We start from the raw sequence: 16,998 nt of genomic DNA, 5'->3' as shown, positions 1-16,998 counted from the left end.
CGGCGGCAGGCGGTTCAAGTCAAGGCCACATGAACCGGCGGCTGCCAGATCGTGACGGGCCCCTGTGCAGCCCCGTTGTCAAGCGCGGTCAGCATCCGGCGCGGATCGGCAGCGGGCAGCGATACGAAAGCATCGAACAGATCTTCGGCCCCCACCACATCGACCGGAATCGCCAGATCGCCCCGCCCCCGCTGCGAAACCAGCCAGTGTCGCTGACCGTCATCATCCTGCACCAGCCGCAGCCGCGTCATTTCGCCCAGCGCGACAAAACCGCCGCCACGGGCCGCCAGATAGGTGATCTGGCCCTCCGTCACCTCGACCAGCCCAAGGGCGCCACCATGACCTGCAAATCGCATCCGGCGCAGGCCTATGATGCCCAGCGCACCACCCGTCGCCGCCACAATGGCCCCAAGTCCCTGGAAGAACAGACCGCCCAGGCTGAACACCCAGACACCCAGCACCGCCACGCCAGCGCCGGTCAGCACCTCGCGCCAGCGGGCCAGGGCCACCACAACCGCAGGGCGGATCAGGCTCATGCCCAGTCCCCCAGTGACAGTTGCCAAAGCGTCATCGCCGCCACGGCGGCTGTGTCGGCCCGCAGGATGCGCGGACCCAGACTGACCGGCATCGCCTGCGGCAGCCCCGCCAGCCGGGCACGCTCGGCCTGTGAAAACCCGCCCTCTGGCCCGATCAGGATCGCCCAGGGCATCCCTTTCCTGCCGTCAATAGCCGGGGTCGCACCGCCCGACAGGGATTCGTCGCAAAACATCAGATGCCGATCCGCGGGCCAATTGGCCAGAAGCCGGTCCAGCCTTTGCAGATCATCCACATGTGGAACAAAGGTGCCGCCGCATTGTTCGGCAGCCTCGACGGCATGGGCCTGCAACCGGTCCTGACGGATACGGTCGGAATTGGTGAATTCCGTCTGCACCGGACAGATGCGCGCCGCGCCCATTTCCGCCGCCTTTTCCACGATAAAATCCGTTCGGGCCTTCTTGATCGGCGCGAACAGCAGCCACAGATCGGGCGGCATCTGCAACGGCCGGGTCTGCGCGACGCAACGCAAAGCCCCACCGCGCTTGCCGGCATCCACCACCTCGGCCAGCCATTCACCCGATTGGCCATCGAACACCAGCACCTGCCCGCCTTCGCTCAGCCGCATCACGCCGAACAGATAATGCGCCTGATCGCGCGTCAGAGGAATGGTTTGCCCATCCCCCAGAGGGTGTTCTACATACAACCGTATCTTGGGACCATCGCGCATATTCATGGGGGCAACGATATGACCGGCACGGATGAAATGCCAGAGGCCGCAGGCCGCGTCTTTGACGCTGTCAGCGGCAATTGGGTCGACAGGTTCGCACCGGCGGGCACGCGCCCCTATCTGCGGCTGTCCCGCGCCGACCGGCCGATCGGCACATGGTTGCTGCTGCTGCCCTGCTGGTGGGGCGTCCTGCTGGCTGCGGGCGCGACCGGCTGGCGATGGTTCGATCTGTGGATCATCGTCGGCTGCGCGCTGGGCGCGTGGTTGATGCGCGGGGCGGGCTGCACCTGGAACGACATCACCGACCGCCATATCGACGGCAGCGTCGCGCGCACCCGATCCCGGCCGATTCCGTCAGGGCAGGTCACCGTCCGGCAGGCGGCCGTCTGGATGGCCGCGCAGGCGCTGATCGCCCTTGCGATCTTGCTGACCTTCAACACCACGGCAATTCTGATGGGGATCCTGTCGCTGGCGCCCGTGGCGATCTATCCTTTTGCCAAGCGGTTTACCTGGTGGCCGCAGGTTTTTCTGGGCATTGCGTTCAACTGGGGCGCATTGCTGGCTTGGGCCGCCCATACCGGCAGCCTGAGCCTGCCGCCGCTGCTGCTTTACCTGTCGGGCATCGCCTGGACGATCTTTTACGACACCATCTATGCCCATCAGGATCGCGAGGATGACGCCCTGATCGGCATAAAGTCCACGGCCCGCCTGTTCGGCGACAAGACCCACCTTGTCTTGCGGCTGTTCATGATGGCGACCACCCTGCTGATGACAGCAGCGATCGTGACCGCGCTGATCGGTGCAGACAATATTCCACGCCTTTTGATCGCGCTGACCGGGGTTTGGGCCTTTGGCTGGCACATGACCTGGCAATTGTCGCGGCTGGATATAGACGATGGCGCGCGCTGCCTGTCGCTGTTTCGCGCCAATCGCGATGCGGGGCTGATCCCTGCGCTGTTTTTCGCCGTTGCCCTTCTGGTTTGATTGCCTGATCCGGGCAGGGCCACTAAAGACCTTGCAGCAAGACAAAGGAACCACGCCCGAACAATGCGCAAAGCCCCGAACCTGATCGCAATGGCGGCACTTGTTTTAGCAGCGGCCCTGTGCCTGACGGCGGCAGTGGTTTCTGTGCATGCGGTTGAGCGGCGCGCGCAACAGGCGGTCAAGAACGCCATGCTGGACGAAGGCATAACCTGGGCGGACGCCCGCGCCGACGGTTTGCTCATTCACCTGTCGGGTCAAGCCCCCAGCGAGGCGGCGCGCTTTCGCGCCCTGTCAGCCGCCGGAAGCATCATAGATGCCGCGCGCGTGATCGACGCAATCTCGATCATCACCTCCAGCCCCATCGCGCCGCCCCAGTTTTCATTGGAACTGTTGCGCAACGAAACCGGCGTCTCGATGATCGGCCTGGTGCCGGCCGCCCAGGGCAGGGATGAAATCGCAACCGCTGTGAACAAGGCCGCAAGGGGCGTGCCTGTGACCGATATGCTGAATGTCGCCGATTACCCCGCCCCGGCGGGCTGGCAGGATGCGCTGTCCTTTGGCCTGGATGCGCTGGCGATGCTGCCGCGAGCCAAGATATCCGTGGGCGCCGATACCGTGGCTATCATCGCCATTTCCGACAGCGCCGCCCAAAAGCGCAGCCTGCAGGCGGAATTGTCCCGAAAAATTCCTGCCGGGATCACCGCGAAGATCGACATATCAGCACCCCGCCCCGCCATTACCCCCTTTACACTGCGCCTTGTGAAAACCCCCGACGGCGCCAGCTTTGACGCTTGCTCGGCCGATAGCGAAACTGCGGCCGCAAAAATTCTGGCCGCCGCACAGGCGCTTGGGGTGCCATCAGATGTTGAATGCACGATCGGGCTTGGCGTGCCCAGCCCGCGATGGGGCGACGCGGTGGAACGCGCGATTGCCGCGCTTGCCGAAAACGGGGGCGGTGCCCTGACATTCTCTGACGCGGATGTGACGCTGACTGCGCCCGAAGGCGCCCAAAAGGGCGATTTCGACCGCATCGCCGCCGCGCTCGAGGCCGATCTGCCCGAACCCTTTACCTTGCACACCGTCTTGCCCGAAAGCACCGCCGGTGCGGGGTCAGCCGCGCCCAAGGGTCCAACCGAATTCATCGCCACCCTCAGCCCCGAAGGCCTGATGCAGATGCGCGGGCGGGTCAGCGATGAACTGATGCGGAATGCTACCGAAACATTTGCCCGCGCCCGCTTTGGCATCGCCAATGTGCACGCCTCGCTGCGCCTTGACGCCCAATTGCCGACCGGCTGGCCACTGCGGGTGCTGACCGGGCTTGAGGCGCTGTCGTCATTGCACAACGGCCGGATCAGCATCACCCCTGACACCATCACCCTGCTCGGGGCCAGCTCTGACCCGGATGCGCGCGCCAGTCTGACGCGGTTGCTGGCGGGCAAGCTGGGCGAAGGGCAAAGCTTTACGATAGATGTCACCTATGTTGAACCGGCCACCCCCGAAACGGCGCAGCCTTCGCCCGAAGACTGCGTTGCCGCGATCAGCGACATTCAGGCCGCACAGAAGATCACCTTCGACCCCGGTTCGGTAACCCTTGGGGGCGCGTCGCTGGCCGTGGTCGACAAGATCGCCGATATCCTCAAATCATGCCCCGATGTCGCGATGGAGATCGGTGGGCATACAGACAGCCAGGGTGGCGCTGACATGAACGAACGGCTTAGCCAGCAGCGGGCCGATTCGGTTCTGTCGGCCCTTCTGGCGCGGCGGGTTCTGACCAGTAACCTGCGCGCCAAAGGCTATGGCGAAAGCCAGCCCATCGCCGAGAATGACACCGAAGAAGGCCGCGAACAGAACCGCCGCATCGAATTCACCCTGATCGCGGAACCCCCGCAAGAAGGGGATGCCGCCCAATCAGAAACGGACAGCCCCGATGAACAGAACTGAATTTATCGTCGCAACCGCAGTCATCCTGTTCGTGGCGTTCCTGCTGGGCTGGTTCGCCTTCTGGCTGGTTCACAGGTTCAGCCGCGTTACCCCCGGTGATCTGAACGACCTGGACAAGATGGCCCATGACCTGCACGAGGCCGAGGAAATGCGCGATCTGGCAATTTCGCATCTTCAACAACGCGAGTCGGAACTGACCAGCCAGATGTCACAAACGCAGGCCGAACTGCGCGCGGCAATGGACGGCCTGCGCCAGGCGCGGCAAGAAGCGGAAGAGCTGCGCGCCTATATCGAACGTAAAAACGCTGGCTGAAGCGCCCTATTTGACTTCGCGTTCAGCCTTTTCGCGATCAGAGGCCTGTTTCGACAGCGCGCGCACCTGATCCCATTCTTCCTTGGTCCGTGAAAACAGGTGCGAATAATTGCCCGCCGTTGCCAGCATCGCCGCCCCGTCGATCGCGATGCATTCGCCGGTAAGGTATTCGGCCTCGTCCGCCATCAGAAAGGCCACCAGCGACCGCAGCTCGGGCATCTTGCCCAGACGGCCCATCGGAATCTGGCGTGTATCATCATCGCTGCCATCGGTGGCGGTGCCTGGGCGCAGGCGTTTCCATGCGCCTTCGGTCGGGAACGGGCCGGGGGCCACGGCATTCAGCCGGATACCAAATTTCCCCCATTCCGCCGCAAGCGATTTGGTCATCACATGCACGGCCGCCTTGGCCATGGCCGATGGCACGGTATAGGGGCTGCCATCCCAGACCCAGGTCACAAGCGTTGACAGAACATTGCCCTTCAGCCCCTGCTCAATCCAGCGCTTGCCACAGGCATGCGTGGCATAGAACGACCCGTTCATCACAATACCCGTCACCGCGTCAAAGGCGCGCGGTGACAGGCTTTCGGTCGGGGCGATGATGTTGCCTGCCGCGTTATTGACCAGACCGGTCAGCGGCCCATGGTCGCGCCAAATGTCACCCACCATCGCATCAACCGCATTGGCATCGCGGACATCGCAGATATGCGTATGAATGCGCGGCCCATGGATTTGGGCCAGTTCCGCCGCCGTTTGCTCCAGAACCGCACTGCGGCGCCCACAGATATGCACTGCGGCGCCCAATCCCATGAATTCATCTGCGAATTCGCGGCCCAGACCGGTGCCGCCGCCCGTGATCAGAATCCGCTTGCCCGCCAGCAGATCGGCGCGAAACATTGATGTCATCTTGTCCTCCGTTAATTTTGGTCTTCTGGCGATGCCCAACGCCCCAGCGCCTGTTCGTCGGCATCCTTGCTGGCCACCCATGCCGCACCATCCGCGCCGAATTCCTTTTTCCAGAAGGGCGCGCGCGACTTCAGATAATCCATCAGGAATTCGGCAGCCTCGAATGCGGCGGCCCGATGCGCGGCGGCGGTCGCGACCATCATGATCGCCTCGCCGGGCCGCAGATCGCCAAAGCGGTGAATGATCAGCGCATCGCGCAACTGCCATCGCGCGCGCGCCTCGCCTTCGATCTGTTGCAGGGCGCGTTCGGTCATGCCCGGATAATGTTCGATCTGCATCCGGTCCAGCCCGCCATCATCGCGCACGAGTCCGGTGAAAGTGACAACCGCGCCCGCATCGTGACGGGCGCCGGCAAACCGGCTGACCTCGGCCCCCAGATCGAACGGCTGTTGCTGCACCCGAATGGCCATTTCATCCCCCCGTCATCGGTGGGAAAAAGGCGACCTCACGCACACCCTGCAGCGATGCACTGAAATCGGTCAGTTCCTGATCCACCGCAACCCGCAGGGCTGTCAGATCGGCAAAGGCCGCATCGTATCTTTCTTCGCGCGCCTTCAGTTCGCGCACCAGATCCGCGACCGTGGCCGCCTGCGTTTCGACACGCTCTTTGGGAAGGCCGATACGTTCACGCACCCAGGCAAAATACAAGATGTCGATCATGGCTTTTCCTCGCGCAGATAGGGCAACGCCTTGGCGAAATAGTCGGCCCCGGTAACAAGGGTCAGAACCGCGGCGAGCCACAACAAGGCGCTGCCGCCATACCATGTGGCCAGCATCGCCTTATATTTCCAGATCAGCCCGCCATCATCCGCGACCCGCCCGGACAGAACATCGTTCAGCATGGCTGCATCCATGCCCTGGCTTTGCATCCCGACATAATGTTCAAACACGCCCTGCACGAACAGAACGGCGATGGCGACCATCTGAACGGTCGTCTTCCATTTTGCCAGCCGGGTCACCTTCAGCAAACCCGCCGTATCGCCCAGAAATTCGCGCAGGCCCGAAACGAAGACCTCACGAAACAGGATCAGCGCCGCAGGCAGCACCAGCAGCAGCGGCATCCCCGCATAGCCGACCACGATAAACAGCGCGATCACCACCATCGCCTTGTCGGCGATCGGGTCCAGCATCGCGCCAAACAGGCTTTCCTGCTGCCATTTGCGCGCCAGATAACCGTCAAACCAATCCGTGACCGCGGCCGTGACAAACAGGATCAGCCCCAGCCAATCGGCATAGGGCCGCGCCAGCAATGCAAAGGCCAGGGCAACGCCAGGCGCTGCAAACAGGCGAAAGACGGTCAGGATATTGGGCAAGGTCCATGTCATGACCCAAGGCTTACCCTGTCAGCCCTTGTCATGGAAGAAGTCATAAATGGTTTGGGCGATGTTGTCCGAAATGCCTTCGACAGCTTTCAGATCGGGCAGCCCAGCGCGACTGACAGCCTTGGACGAGCCGAAATGCGCCAGCAGCGCCCGTTTGCGCGCAGCCCCGACACCGGGGACATCATCCAGCGGCGTCGCGCCAACCGCCTTGGCCCGCTTGGCCCGGTGCGCGCCAATGGCAAAGCGGTGCGCTTCGTCCCGCAGGCGCTGGACGAAATATAATACCGGATCATTGTGGCGCAGGGCAAAGGGCCGCTGACCGGGGCGATGGAATTCTTCCTTGCCGGCGTCGCGGTCTATCCCCTTGGCCACCCCGATCATCGGCAGATCGGAAACCCCCATATCGGCCATGATCCCGGCCACGGCGCTGACCTGCCCGGCACCGCCATCTATCAACAAAAGGTCGGGCCATGTGCCGCCCTTGCGATCGGGGTCTTCCTTCTGCAACCGCTGAAACCGGCGGGTAAGAACCTCTTTCATCATACCGAAATCATCGCCCGGCGTCAGATCGCCGCCGCGAATGTCGTATTTACGATACTGGCTTTTGATGAACCCTTCGGGACCGGCCACGATCATCGCCCCGACCGCATTGGTGCCCTGAATGTGGCTGTTGTCGTAAACCTCGATCCGCTGGGGCGGGGCGGGCAGATTGAAGGCCTGCGCCAGGCCCTCCAGCAGCCGACCCTGCGTGGCGGTTTCCGACAGGCGCCGCGCCAGGCTCTCACGGGCGTTGCGCAGTGCGCCAGCCACCAGTTCGGCCTTTTCACCGCGCTGCGGCATCATCAGCTCGACCTTGCACCCGGCCTTTTGCGACAGGGCCTGCGCCATCAGATCGGGGTCTTCGATCTCATCCGACAGCAGGATAAGGCGTGGCGGTTCCTTGTTGTCGTAGAACTGGCCCAGAAAGGCCTGCAACACCTCGGCCGCCTCGGCACCGCTGCCGGTGCGGGGGTAATAATCGTGATTGCCCCAATTCTGATTGGCACGGATGAAAAACACCTGCACGCAGGCCTGCCCGCCTTCCATATGCAGGGCCACAATATCGGCCTCGGTCACCCCGCGGGGGTTGATCCCCTGGGCCTGCTGCACCTCGGTCAGGGCACGGATCCTGTCGCGCAATGCGGCGGCGCGCTCGAATTCCAGCGCCTCGGAGGCCGCGGCCATCTGCGTGGCAAGTTCCTCCTGCACACCGGTGGTCTTGCCTTGCAGAAAACGTTCGGCATCCTCGACCATGGCCGCATAGTCATCCCGGCTGATCAGCCCGGCACAGGGGCCGCTGCATCGCTTGATCTGATACAGCAGGCAGGGCCGCGACCGGCCCTCGAACACTGAATCCGAACAACTGCGCAGCAAGAACACCTTCTGCAACTGGTTCAAGGTCCGGTTCACGGCGCGGGCGCTGGCAAAGGGGCCGAAATAGCTGCCCTTGACGCTTTTCGCCCCGCGATGCTTGGTCAGTTGCGCAAAGGGATGCGCCTTGGCCATCAGGATGTTGGGAAAGCTTTTGTCGTCACGCAACAGCACGTTATAGCGCGGTTTAAGCTGCTTGATCAGGTTCTGTTCCAGCAGCAGCGCTTCGGTTTCGGTCCGCGTCGTCAGAAACATCATCGATGCGGTTTCACGGATCATCCGTTCGATCCGCGGCGAATGACCGGTCAGCTTGGCATAATTGGCAACCCGTTTGCGCAGGCTGCGCGCCTTGCCGACATACAGAACCCGTGCCTGCGTATCCAGCATGCGATAAACGCCGGGCGAGTTATCCAGCGACGGCAGATAGGACGCAACGCAATCCGCCCCGACGGGGCGATCGGGCTGATCCGGCAGTATCCGCGATATGGGTTGATCAGTCATGTCGGTATGGTGTGATTCCTGCGATTGCTGCAATGATAGCCCGCTTGTGGCAAGAAGAAACCTGTCCACGGTTTCTGTGGATAAACCTGCGGGTAACTATTCGTCGATCCGAAATTTCCTTTGTTTTTGGCCTGCTTCGATGATTTGCCCAAATTTTGGGCGCTAATGTAAGGCATTGATTTCAAATCATATAATTTTCGACCGCCGCAAATTACTGAAAACACTGCGAAAAACACGAAGGTTTTGTAAAGGGAATACGAAAAGTGGAAAACTTTAACGCGGGTCGCGCTGCTTTTACTCTAAACCGATCACATCCGGCGTTTTCCAGCCCAGATGCTGCCCACCATCGACACAGATGATCTGGCCCGTCACCGCCCGCGCAGACAGCAAATAAACCAGTGCGCCGGTTACATCGGCGGCATCCGCCCCACGGCCAAGAATCGTCGCGGCGCGTTGTGCCGCAAAATGGGATTCGCTTTGCCGCCCGCCCCGCAATGTCGGCCCCGGGCCGATCGCATTTACCCTGACATGGGGCGCCAGACCCTGCGCGGCGGTCCGGGTGAATGCCCACAAGCCCATCTTCGCCAGCGTATAGGTCATGAATTCCGGCGTCAGTTTGTGAACGCGCTGGTCGATCATATTGACAACCAGCCCCCGCGCCAGCGGCTCGCCAGTCTCATCCGCCGTGGCGGGTTGCACCTGGCGTGCGAATTGCTGCGTCAGAACGAAGGGCGCCCGCAGGTTCGAGCCCATATGCCTGTCCCAGCTGTCACGGGTGGCGGTGTGAATGTCGTCATGTTCGAAAATCGAGGCGTTATTGACCAGAACCGTCAGCGGCCCGCCCAACGCGCGCATCGCTTCAGGCACCAGCGCGGCGCAGCCTGACTCGGTCAGCAGATCGGCCTGCAAGGCGACAGCCCAGCGCCCCATGGCCGTGATCTCGGCCACCACCGCCAGCGCCTCTTGTTTCGAGCTGTTGTAATGCACGGCGACATCATAGCCCTGCCGGGCCAGGGTCAGCGCCATCTCGCGACCCAGCCGCCGGCCTGCAGCCGTGACCAGTGCCATGCCTTTGCTCATGTCAGAACCACCACCACATAGATTACGTATAGCGCGCTCAGAAACGCCCCCCAGGCCCGGCTTATATTCCACCCCAGGAAGACAAAGGGGGCCAGGATCAATGATGCCGCCAGCATCACCCACAGGTCAAACTGCAAAATTTCCGGCGGTATCGCAATCTGGCCGACAAGGCTGGTCACGCCCATGATACCCAACAGGTTGAACATGTTCGACCCGATGACATTGCCCAGCGCCACATCCGCCTGCCGGCGCAGGGCCGCCATGCCCGTCGTGGCAAGTTCCGGCAATGACGTGCCCAACGCAACCAGCGTCAAACCGATCACGGTTTCACTGACCCCGATTTCGCGGGCGATATTCACCGAACTGTCCACCAGAAGATCGGCCCCCAACGGCAATCCGATAAGCCCAAGCCCCAGGAACAGCGCAATCTTCCACCACGCCAGCGACGGGTCCACTCCTTCGATTTCGGAAATGTCGGAACTGCAATCCCTTGCCGCACGCCGATGCGCCCGCGAGGCCCGCACCATATCGGCCAGCACCAGCGCCAGCACAGCCAGCATGATCAGCCCGTTCCACCAGGTGATGGGCCCGATCAGGCAGATGGCAATGAACAGCACTGTCGCGCATAACATGATCACATAGGATCGTCTTGTGTCGCAATCGCGCGTCTGCATCCCGGCGAACATCGCCGGCAGGCCCAGAACGATCAGGATATTCGCCGTGTTCGACCCCACGACATTGCCCAGGGCAATGCCCGGCGCATCTTCCAGAACCGCCTTGATCGCAATCAGCAATTCCGGGGCCGATGTGCCAAAGGCGACAATTGTCAGGCTGACGATCAGTGCGGGCACGCCCAGACGCAGACTCAGATTGACAGCACCTCGCACCAGCACGTCGCCCGCCAGTAACAGGATAACAAGCCCCAGCGCCGCATAGGCAAGATCGTTCCACATACCGTATCAGCCTTTGGTGCAAGGGCATGGCGCCTTGCCCAGCCGATATCGGCCGCATGACGCACATTTTTTCGATTTTACGATGGAAGAACCGGGAAAGCGGAACCGGCCAAATATGGCCAAGCCCACCATTCCGATCAGAATAAGGGTGATGATCTTGATTATCACGCTTAAACCCGAACCGCGCCCAATGGGCGCGCTCTTCGATCGCACCAATTATATTGTCTGTCAGGCTGATACCGAAGCGCTGAAAGATCGACCTGCGCATGCCATGCTGGATGAAGCGCACCTTGTCCCCGAACATTGCCTTCATCCTGGGCACCAGATGCCCCACCCCGTCGGCAAGCCCGACATCAACCGCATGCGCACCCACCCAAATATCGCCGGCAAACAGGTCGCTTTCGGCGTTCAGCCGCTCGCCGCGGCGGGCTTTGACATGGGCGATGAAACCGTCATGAATCTGCGCCTGCAACTGCTTGAGGCGCGCAATGTCTTCGGGCTTTTCCGGCTGAAAGGGATCCAGCATGCTTTTGGACCGACCCGCCGTGTAAATGCGCCGCTCAATTCCATGGCGCGCTATCAGATCGTGAAACCCGAAACCTGATGATATTACCCCGATCGACCCGAGGATGGAATTGTCATCTATCCAGATCTCGTCCGCGGCGCTGGCCAGATAATAGCCACCCGACGCGGCCACATCTTCGACAAAGGCGTAAACGGGAATTTCCTTCTCGACCGCCAGCCGCCGAATGCGTGCCGAAATCAGCGCGCTTTGCGCAGGCGAGCCTCCCGGCGAATTGACCACGATGGCCACCGCGTCTGGCTTGCCCTTGGTAAAGGCCCGCTCGATCAGCGGCGCAAGCGTCGCATCGTTCAGCGCGCCACCCGGCCGATTGCCGGATGCGATCACCCCTGACAGCCGCAAGACGGCGACCACGGGGTTGCGTTTGACGAAGGGCAGCCAGCGTTTCATGCGTTCGATGTAGAGTGCGACAGAGGGCTGAACAAGGCGGCATTGCCAATCAGTTGCCAGTGTTGCGCTGTTTCAGCACTCGACTACAGAAACCACAGTGAACCGATGAAACCTCTATCCGCCTGTGGATCATTCTATGCCAGTGCCGCGCCATTGCGCAGCATTTGCATGGGAACAAATTTGCATGGGAACAATTCAGCGCGTCCGATGATTGCCTAGACAAGCAAACGGTCGCGTTTCGCTTCATGATGTTCTGACTATGTGTCACACTTGAAAAGTCATGACTCTGCAGCCTTGGAAAGGTCCGACATGACAGCATATCTGAACGGGCTTGCAACCGCAGTGCCCGAGTTTCGGCTTCCGCAAGATATTGTGCAGATCAAGGCCAAGCCGATCCTTGGCCCGAAATACCCCCAGTTCGAGCGACTGTTGTCGACATTCACGAATTCGGGTGTCGAAAGCCGCTATTCCGTCGTTCCTTTCGAATGGTTTGAAAACCCCAAGGGATGGTCTGACCGCAACAATGCCTATCTGTCCGGCGCAACGGCCATGTTCGTGCAGGCGGCCGATCTGGCACTCAAAGATGCCGGCTGGGCCGCAGACCAGGTTGATATGATCGTCACCGTCAGTTCAACCGGAATAGCGACACCCACGCTTGAGGCACGCGCCTTCACCAGAATGGGCTTTCGCAATGATGTTCAGCGCGTTCCCGTCTTTGGTCTGGGCTGTGCCGGCGGTGTGTCCGGCCTGAGCATCGCCCAGACTTTGGCCATGTCGCAGCCCGGCGCGAAAGTACTGTTGGTCGTCGTCGAGGCCTGCACATTATCCTTTCGCTCCGACCGTCTGCAAAAAGCCGATATCATCGCGACCGTCCTGTTTGGCGACGGCGCGGCGGCGGCCTGCATTTCATCGTCGCCCATCCGCGCCGATGGACGACACATCGCGCTGGAAAGCGGGCATCAGCACATATGGGCCGACACGTTGGACATCATGGGGTGGGATGCAGACGACATCGGCCTGGGGTAATTTTCGATCGTTCGATTCCGACATTCACATCGGAAAATTTTGCCGGCGCGGTAAACAGGGCGCTTGCGGCATCCGGCCTGCGCCGGGACGAAATCGCGCGCTATGTCTGCCACCCCGGCGGCGCAAAAGTTGTCGAAGCGATCGAAAACGCCCTGTCGCTGGAACCCGGCAGCCTGAGGGCCGAGCGCGACATTCTGCGCCGTTACGGCAACATGTCCGCGCCCACGGCATTGTTCGTCCTGAAAGAGGTTCTGGCGGCGGGAACCAGCGGCCAGATGCTGGCCTGCGCCCTGGGACCGGGCTTTACCGCATCCTTCATGCCCATAGTCGTGGAAAACCCTGATGGCTGATACCATCTGGCCCAGCGCCCTGTTCGTGACCTTTATCATTGCCCAACGACTGGCCGAACTGGCGCTGGCCCGACGCAACACGCGGCGTCTTGTCAGCCAGGGCGCATATGAGGTTGGCGCGGATCATTATCCGCTTGTCGTGCTGATGCACGCAGGCTGGATTGCCTGTCTGACGGTATTCGGGATGGGGAATGCCCTGTCATCGCCATGGCTGGTCGGCTTTGTGCTGTTGCAACTTCTTCGTATATGTATTCTGGCCACAATGGGGTCACGCTGGACCACGCGGATCATCGTCGTCAACGAACCGCTTGTGGCGCGCGGGCCGTTCCGATTTCTGCGCCATCCGAACTATGCGCTTGTCGTTGCGGAAATCATTGTCGCGCCAATGGTGCTGGGATTGCCCTGGGTCGCCGCAATCTTCACGCTGTTGAACGCCATCATCCTGTCAATCCGTATCCGCGCCGAAGATCGGGCGCTGGCACCATTGCGAACCTGACACGCCAAACCCTGCCGAAAGACAGACCCGGGCGCGTGAACGCCCGGGCCAGATGCTTGATCGCGAAGCGATCAGTTATGATAGGCGCTTTCACCATGGGTCGTCAGGTCAAGCCCCTGACGCTCGTCTTCTTCGCTGACGCGCAAACCGATGATTGCCTTGACGATGTATAGCAGCACCAGCGAGCCGACACCCGACCAGGCGATGGTGATCAGAACACCTTTGACCTGGGCGGCAACCTGCGCGCCCATCGTGCCTGCCTCGACCACGAACCCGGTGCCGCCCAGGCTGGGCGCGCACAGGATGCCGGTGCCGATGGCGCCGACGATTCCGCCGATGCCGTGAACACCGAAAACGTCCAGGCTGTCGTCATACTTGAACATCTTCTTGACCGAGGTCACGAAGAAGAAGCAGACCGGCGAAACGATCAGGCCCAGCACGATTGCGCCCACCGGGCCAGTCGTTCCACAGGCCGGCGTGATCGCGACCAGACCTGCCACCATCCCTGATGCCGCGCCCAGACCGGATGCCTTGCCGCGGGTCAGACCCTCGACAATGCTCCAGCTGACAATCGCGCCTGCGGTGGCAACAAAGGTGTTGATCATCGCCAGCGTCGCGTTCGATGTTGCTTCCAGGTTGGATCCGGCATTGAACCCGAACCAGCCAACCCACAGCATCGCGGCACCGACCATGGTCAGCGTCATCGAATGCGGTGCCATCATGTCTTTGCCCAGCCCGACCCGCGGACCGATCACCAGCGTCGCCACCAGCGCTGCGATACCGGCATTGATGTGAACCACCGTGCCGCCGGCAAAGTCGATCGCACCCATGTTGAAGATCAAACCAGCGCCATCCCAGACCATATGCGCGATCGGGAAATAGATGAACGTGACCCACAGTGCGATGAACAGCATCAGGCCCGAAAACTTGATCCGCTCGGCGAAGGCGCCGACGATCAGGGCCGGGGTGATGGCCGCAAAGGTCATCTGGAACGCAATGAAGACATATTCAGGCAGAACCACGCCATCTGTGAATGTCGCCGCCGTGCTGTCCATGGACACGCCCGCCAGAAACAACTTGCCGAACCCGCCCCAGAACGGGCTGGTGCCGCCGCCAAAGGCCATCGAATAGCCCCAGAATATCCAGATAATCATGACCATGGCGGTGATCAGCGTGCACTGCATCAATACCGACAGCATGTTTTTGGTGCGCACCAGGCCGCCATAGAACAGCGCAAGGCCCGGCACGATCATGAAAAGAACCAGCAGGCTGGATGTCATCATCCAGGCCACATCGCCCTTTTCGATAATAGGCCCGGCGGCGGCGGCACTGTCTTGTGCCAGCGCCGGTATGGCCAACAGTACCGCAGATGCTGCGGCCCCGAACCCCAGAAATTTTTGCAGTTTCGGCATATGCGCCCCTCATGGTTATCGTGAACTTTGATCCGGCGTTTTGCCGCAGACGCTTGTGCATGTCTGATAAAAGGCATCCGGCCGCTTGTCGGTCAGTCTCGTCCTACACAAACAACCCGGGCGCGAACGCCCGGGAATTTTTCTCTGGCTGACAGGAAGGAAGTGTCAGCTTTTCGAGAATTCGGGATATGCTTCCATACCCAGTTCAGACACATCGAGGCCCATGATTTCATCTTCTTCGCTGGCGCGGATACCCATCACCGCGTTCAGGATGAACCATACAATGGCCGATACGACGAAGACGAACACACCGACGATGATGATCGAAATCAGCTGGCCACCCAATGTGGCATCGCCATTCGTCAGCACGACAGCAATCGTCCCCCAGATACCGCAAACCAGGTGCACCGGGATCGCGCCGACAACGTCGTCGATCTTCAGCTTGTCCAGCAGCGGCACAGCCAGCACCACCAGAATACCGCCCACGGCACCGATCAGGGTGGCCGCACCCAGGCTGGGCGTCAGCGGCTCGGCGGTGATAGACACCAGACCAGCCAGGGCGCCGTTCAGAACCATGGTCAGGTCAGGCTTCTTGTACAAAAGCTGGGTCAGGATCAGGGCGGCGATTGCACCCCCGGCAGCGGCCGTATTGGTATTGGCGAAGATCCGGCTGATATCGGCCACGTTGCCCGCGGTATCCATGTACAGTTGCGAACCGCCGTTGAAGCCGAACCAACCCAGCCACAGGATAAACGTACCCAAGGTCGCAAGTGTCAGGTTGGAACCCGGCATCGGAACGGTTTTGCCATCCTTGTACTTGCCGATACGCGGCCCCAGGATCAGCGCGCCCGCCAGGGCAGCCCAGCCACCGACAGAGTGAACGACCGTCGAACCGGCGAAATCAAGGAAACCAAAGTTCGCATCCAGGAATCCACCGCCCCATTTCCAGCTTGCCTGGATCGGATAGATCAGCGCCGTCAGGATTACCGTGAAGATCAGGAACGGCCACAGCTTGATACGCTCGGCCAGCGTGCCAGACACGATCGAGGCCGTGGTTGCGCAGAACATCAACTGAAAGAAGAAATCCGAACCGACCGAAGCATAGGTCAGATCGGTATCCGCTGATCCGCCGACAGGTTCCAGCGACGTGAATGCAAACGCACCCAGCACACCATCAATCGACCAGCCGTCACCCGGATACATCAGGTTATAGCCGATCAGATAATACATGATTGCCGCGATCGAAAACAGCGCGACGTTCTTCATCAACTGCATCGTCACGTTTTTCTGACGGACCAGGCCTGCTTCCAGCATGGAAAAGCCCGCGCCCATCCACATGACCAGAAAACCGGTCACCAGGAACATGAAAGTCGTGAAGATATAGCCGATTTCTTCATTCGGCGGGGTGACGTCCACCTCTTGTGCGAACAGAGGTAAGGCCGTAAACGAAAGAACGACCCCCGCTGCAAGAATGTTTTTCAGTTTCATTGTATTAGATCCTTTTCCGACTGTGTATCAAAGGGCGTCGTCATTCGTTTCGCCTGTGCGGACACGAACCGCCTGGTTCACATCCAGAACGAAAATCTTGCCGTCGCCGATCTTGTCGGTTTTGGCGGTGCTTGCGATTGTCTCTACAACCTGGTCGGCAATCGAAGACGGAACCACGATTTCCAGCTTGACCTTGGGAACAAAATTCACGGCATATTCAGCGCCGCGATAGATTTCGGTGTGACCAGACTGAGAGCCAAAACCCTTGATCTCGGTCACCATCATGCCGCGTACGCCGATGGCCGTCAGGGCTTCCCTGACCTCCTCCAACTTGAACGGCTTGATTGCTGCAATGATCAATTTCACGTCGTTACCCTTCCGTTTGGCAGGTCGCCCTGCGGATTTCACGAGGCAAGAAGGGGCCGAATGCGGCATTGGCGCAAGAAAACTGGTAACGATCCGGTGACAAATGGCTGTCTGGACCCCAAAATGTGTATAATATTTATGCAATGCGCTTATTTT

18 protein-coding genes and 1 pseudogene are annotated in these 16,998 nt (G+C 60.7%); 6 read left to right on the top strand and 13 right to left on the bottom strand.

All coding sequences use genetic code 11. The features are described from left to right. Positions 1 to 14: 14 nt before the first annotated feature. Together ACTCHC_RS09570 and ACTCHC_RS09565 are read right to left on the bottom strand one after the other, a co-directional pair. Positions 15 to 536 (bottom strand): hypothetical protein, encoded by a 522-nt coding sequence (locus ACTCHC_RS09570; protein ID WP_463022262.1) that lies wholly within the window; start codon positions 534 to 536, stop codon positions 15 to 17. After that, entirely contained in the window at positions 533 to 1,270 is a 738-nt protein-coding gene (locus tag ACTCHC_RS09565; RefSeq protein WP_463022261.1) for a 16S rRNA (uracil(1498)-N(3))-methyltransferase, read from the bottom strand. The genes ACTCHC_RS09570 and ACTCHC_RS09565 overlap by 4 nt, the downstream gene beginning before the upstream one ends. A gap of 12 nt (positions 1,271 to 1,282) precedes the next feature. Here ACTCHC_RS09565 and ubiA point away from each other — a divergent pair, with 12 nt between their 5' ends. The 3 genes from ubiA (at position 1,283) to ACTCHC_RS09550 (ending at position 4,502) form a co-directional block, all read left to right on the top strand. Beyond that, positions 1,283 to 2,248 (top strand): 4-hydroxybenzoate octaprenyltransferase, encoded by a 966-nt coding sequence (gene ubiA / locus ACTCHC_RS09560; protein WP_463022260.1) that lies wholly within the window; start codon positions 1,283 to 1,285, stop codon positions 2,246 to 2,248. A gap of 63 nt (positions 2,249 to 2,311) precedes the next feature. Further along, positions 2,312 to 4,189: an OmpA family protein gene (locus tag ACTCHC_RS09555; protein ID WP_463022259.1), complete on the top strand. Its 1,878-nt coding sequence runs from the start codon at positions 2,312 to 2,314 to the stop codon at positions 4,187 to 4,189. Next, positions 4,176 to 4,502 carry a hypothetical protein gene (locus ACTCHC_RS09550; RefSeq protein WP_463022258.1) on the top strand — a complete coding sequence of 109 codons (327 nt, stop codon included), beginning with the start codon at positions 4,176 to 4,178 and terminating at the stop codon, positions 4,500 to 4,502. The genes ACTCHC_RS09555 and ACTCHC_RS09550 overlap by 14 nt, the downstream gene beginning before the upstream one ends. Before the next feature lie 6 nt (positions 4,503 to 4,508). On the opposite strand, the gene ACTCHC_RS09545 is transcribed toward ACTCHC_RS09550, so the two are convergent. From ACTCHC_RS09545 to ACTCHC_RS09510, 8 genes and pseudogenes are all read right to left on the bottom strand, one after another. After that, a complete protein-coding gene (locus tag ACTCHC_RS09545) occupies positions 4,509 to 5,405 on the bottom strand; it encodes an SDR family oxidoreductase (RefSeq protein ID WP_463022257.1) in 897 nt (298 codons plus the stop codon). A gap of 11 nt (positions 5,406 to 5,416) precedes the next feature. Further along, positions 5,417 to 5,875, bottom strand: coding sequence for a molybdenum cofactor biosynthesis protein MoaE (locus tag ACTCHC_RS09540; RefSeq protein ID WP_463022256.1), 459 nt, complete (start codon positions 5,873 to 5,875; stop codon positions 5,417 to 5,419). 1 nt (position 5,876) lies between these two features. Beyond that, a complete protein-coding gene (moaD, locus tag ACTCHC_RS09535; RefSeq protein WP_463022255.1) occupies positions 5,877 to 6,125 on the bottom strand; it encodes a molybdopterin converting factor subunit 1 in 249 nt (82 codons plus the stop codon). Then, a complete protein-coding gene (gene pgsA, locus ACTCHC_RS09530) occupies positions 6,122 to 6,790 on the bottom strand; it encodes a CDP-diacylglycerol--glycerol-3-phosphate 3-phosphatidyltransferase (RefSeq protein ID WP_463022254.1) in 669 nt (222 codons plus the stop codon). The genes moaD and pgsA overlap by 4 nt, the downstream gene beginning before the upstream one ends. 18 nt (positions 6,791 to 6,808) lie before the next feature. Beyond that, positions 6,809 to 8,698 carry an excinuclease ABC subunit UvrC gene (gene uvrC / locus ACTCHC_RS09525; RefSeq protein ID WP_463022253.1) on the bottom strand — a complete coding sequence of 630 codons (1,890 nt, stop codon included), beginning with the start codon at positions 8,696 to 8,698 and terminating at the stop codon, positions 6,809 to 6,811. A 294-nt stretch (positions 8,699 to 8,992) separates the two neighbouring features. After that, complete coding sequence (locus ACTCHC_RS09520; protein WP_463022252.1) at positions 8,993 to 9,766, bottom strand: SDR family oxidoreductase; 774 nt, start codon at positions 9,764 to 9,766, stop codon at positions 8,993 to 8,995. A gap of 8 nt (positions 9,767 to 9,774) precedes the next feature. Next, positions 9,775 to 10,731: a calcium/sodium antiporter gene (locus tag ACTCHC_RS09515; RefSeq protein ID WP_463022251.1), complete on the bottom strand. Its 957-nt coding sequence runs from the start codon at positions 10,729 to 10,731 to the stop codon at positions 9,775 to 9,777. 175 nt (positions 10,732 to 10,906) lie between these two features. Continuing rightward, a pseudogene (locus ACTCHC_RS09510) lies at positions 10,907 to 11,704 on the bottom strand (S49 family peptidase); the annotation flags it as partial. Positions 11,705 to 12,013: 309 nt separating this feature from the next. Between ACTCHC_RS09510 and ACTCHC_RS09505 the strand changes: the two are divergent. Genes ACTCHC_RS09505 through ACTCHC_RS09495 form a run of 3 tightly spaced genes read left to right on the top strand, consistent with a single transcriptional unit; the run spans position 12,014 to position 13,576 of the window. Continuing rightward, a complete protein-coding gene (locus ACTCHC_RS09505; protein ID WP_463022250.1) occupies positions 12,014 to 12,730 on the top strand; it encodes a type III polyketide synthase in 717 nt (238 codons plus the stop codon). Continuing rightward, positions 12,700 to 13,080, top strand: a complete 381-nt coding sequence (locus ACTCHC_RS09500; protein WP_463022249.1) for a 3-oxoacyl-[acyl-carrier-protein] synthase III C-terminal domain-containing protein — start codon at positions 12,700 to 12,702, stop codon at positions 13,078 to 13,080. The genes ACTCHC_RS09505 and ACTCHC_RS09500 overlap by 31 nt, the downstream gene beginning before the upstream one ends. After that, positions 13,073 to 13,576, top strand: coding sequence for an isoprenylcysteine carboxyl methyltransferase family protein (locus ACTCHC_RS09495; protein ID WP_463022248.1), 504 nt, complete (start codon positions 13,073 to 13,075; stop codon positions 13,574 to 13,576). The genes ACTCHC_RS09500 and ACTCHC_RS09495 overlap by 8 nt, the downstream gene beginning before the upstream one ends. 71 nt (positions 13,577 to 13,647) lie before the next feature. Here ACTCHC_RS09495 and ACTCHC_RS09490 read toward each other — a convergent pair whose 3' ends face one another. From ACTCHC_RS09490 to ACTCHC_RS09480, 3 genes are all read right to left on the bottom strand, one after another. Continuing rightward, the gene (locus ACTCHC_RS09490) at positions 13,648 to 14,988 is read right to left on the bottom strand and encodes an ammonium transporter (RefSeq protein WP_463022247.1); all 1,341 of its coding nucleotides are present in this window, start codon (positions 14,986 to 14,988) and stop codon (positions 13,648 to 13,650) included. 165 nt (positions 14,989 to 15,153) lie between these two features. Continuing rightward, positions 15,154 to 16,476, bottom strand: a complete 1,323-nt coding sequence (locus ACTCHC_RS09485; protein WP_463022246.1) for an ammonium transporter — start codon at positions 16,474 to 16,476, stop codon at positions 15,154 to 15,156. 27 nt (positions 16,477 to 16,503) lie between these two features. Next, a complete protein-coding gene (locus ACTCHC_RS09480) occupies positions 16,504 to 16,842 on the bottom strand; it encodes a P-II family nitrogen regulator (protein ID WP_463022245.1) in 339 nt (112 codons plus the stop codon). Between the last annotated feature and the right edge of the window lie 156 nt (positions 16,843 to 16,998).

The sequence above is a fragment of the Actibacterium sp. genome (assembly GCF_055134745.1).
This window is presented reverse-complemented; position numbering and strand designations above follow the sequence as displayed.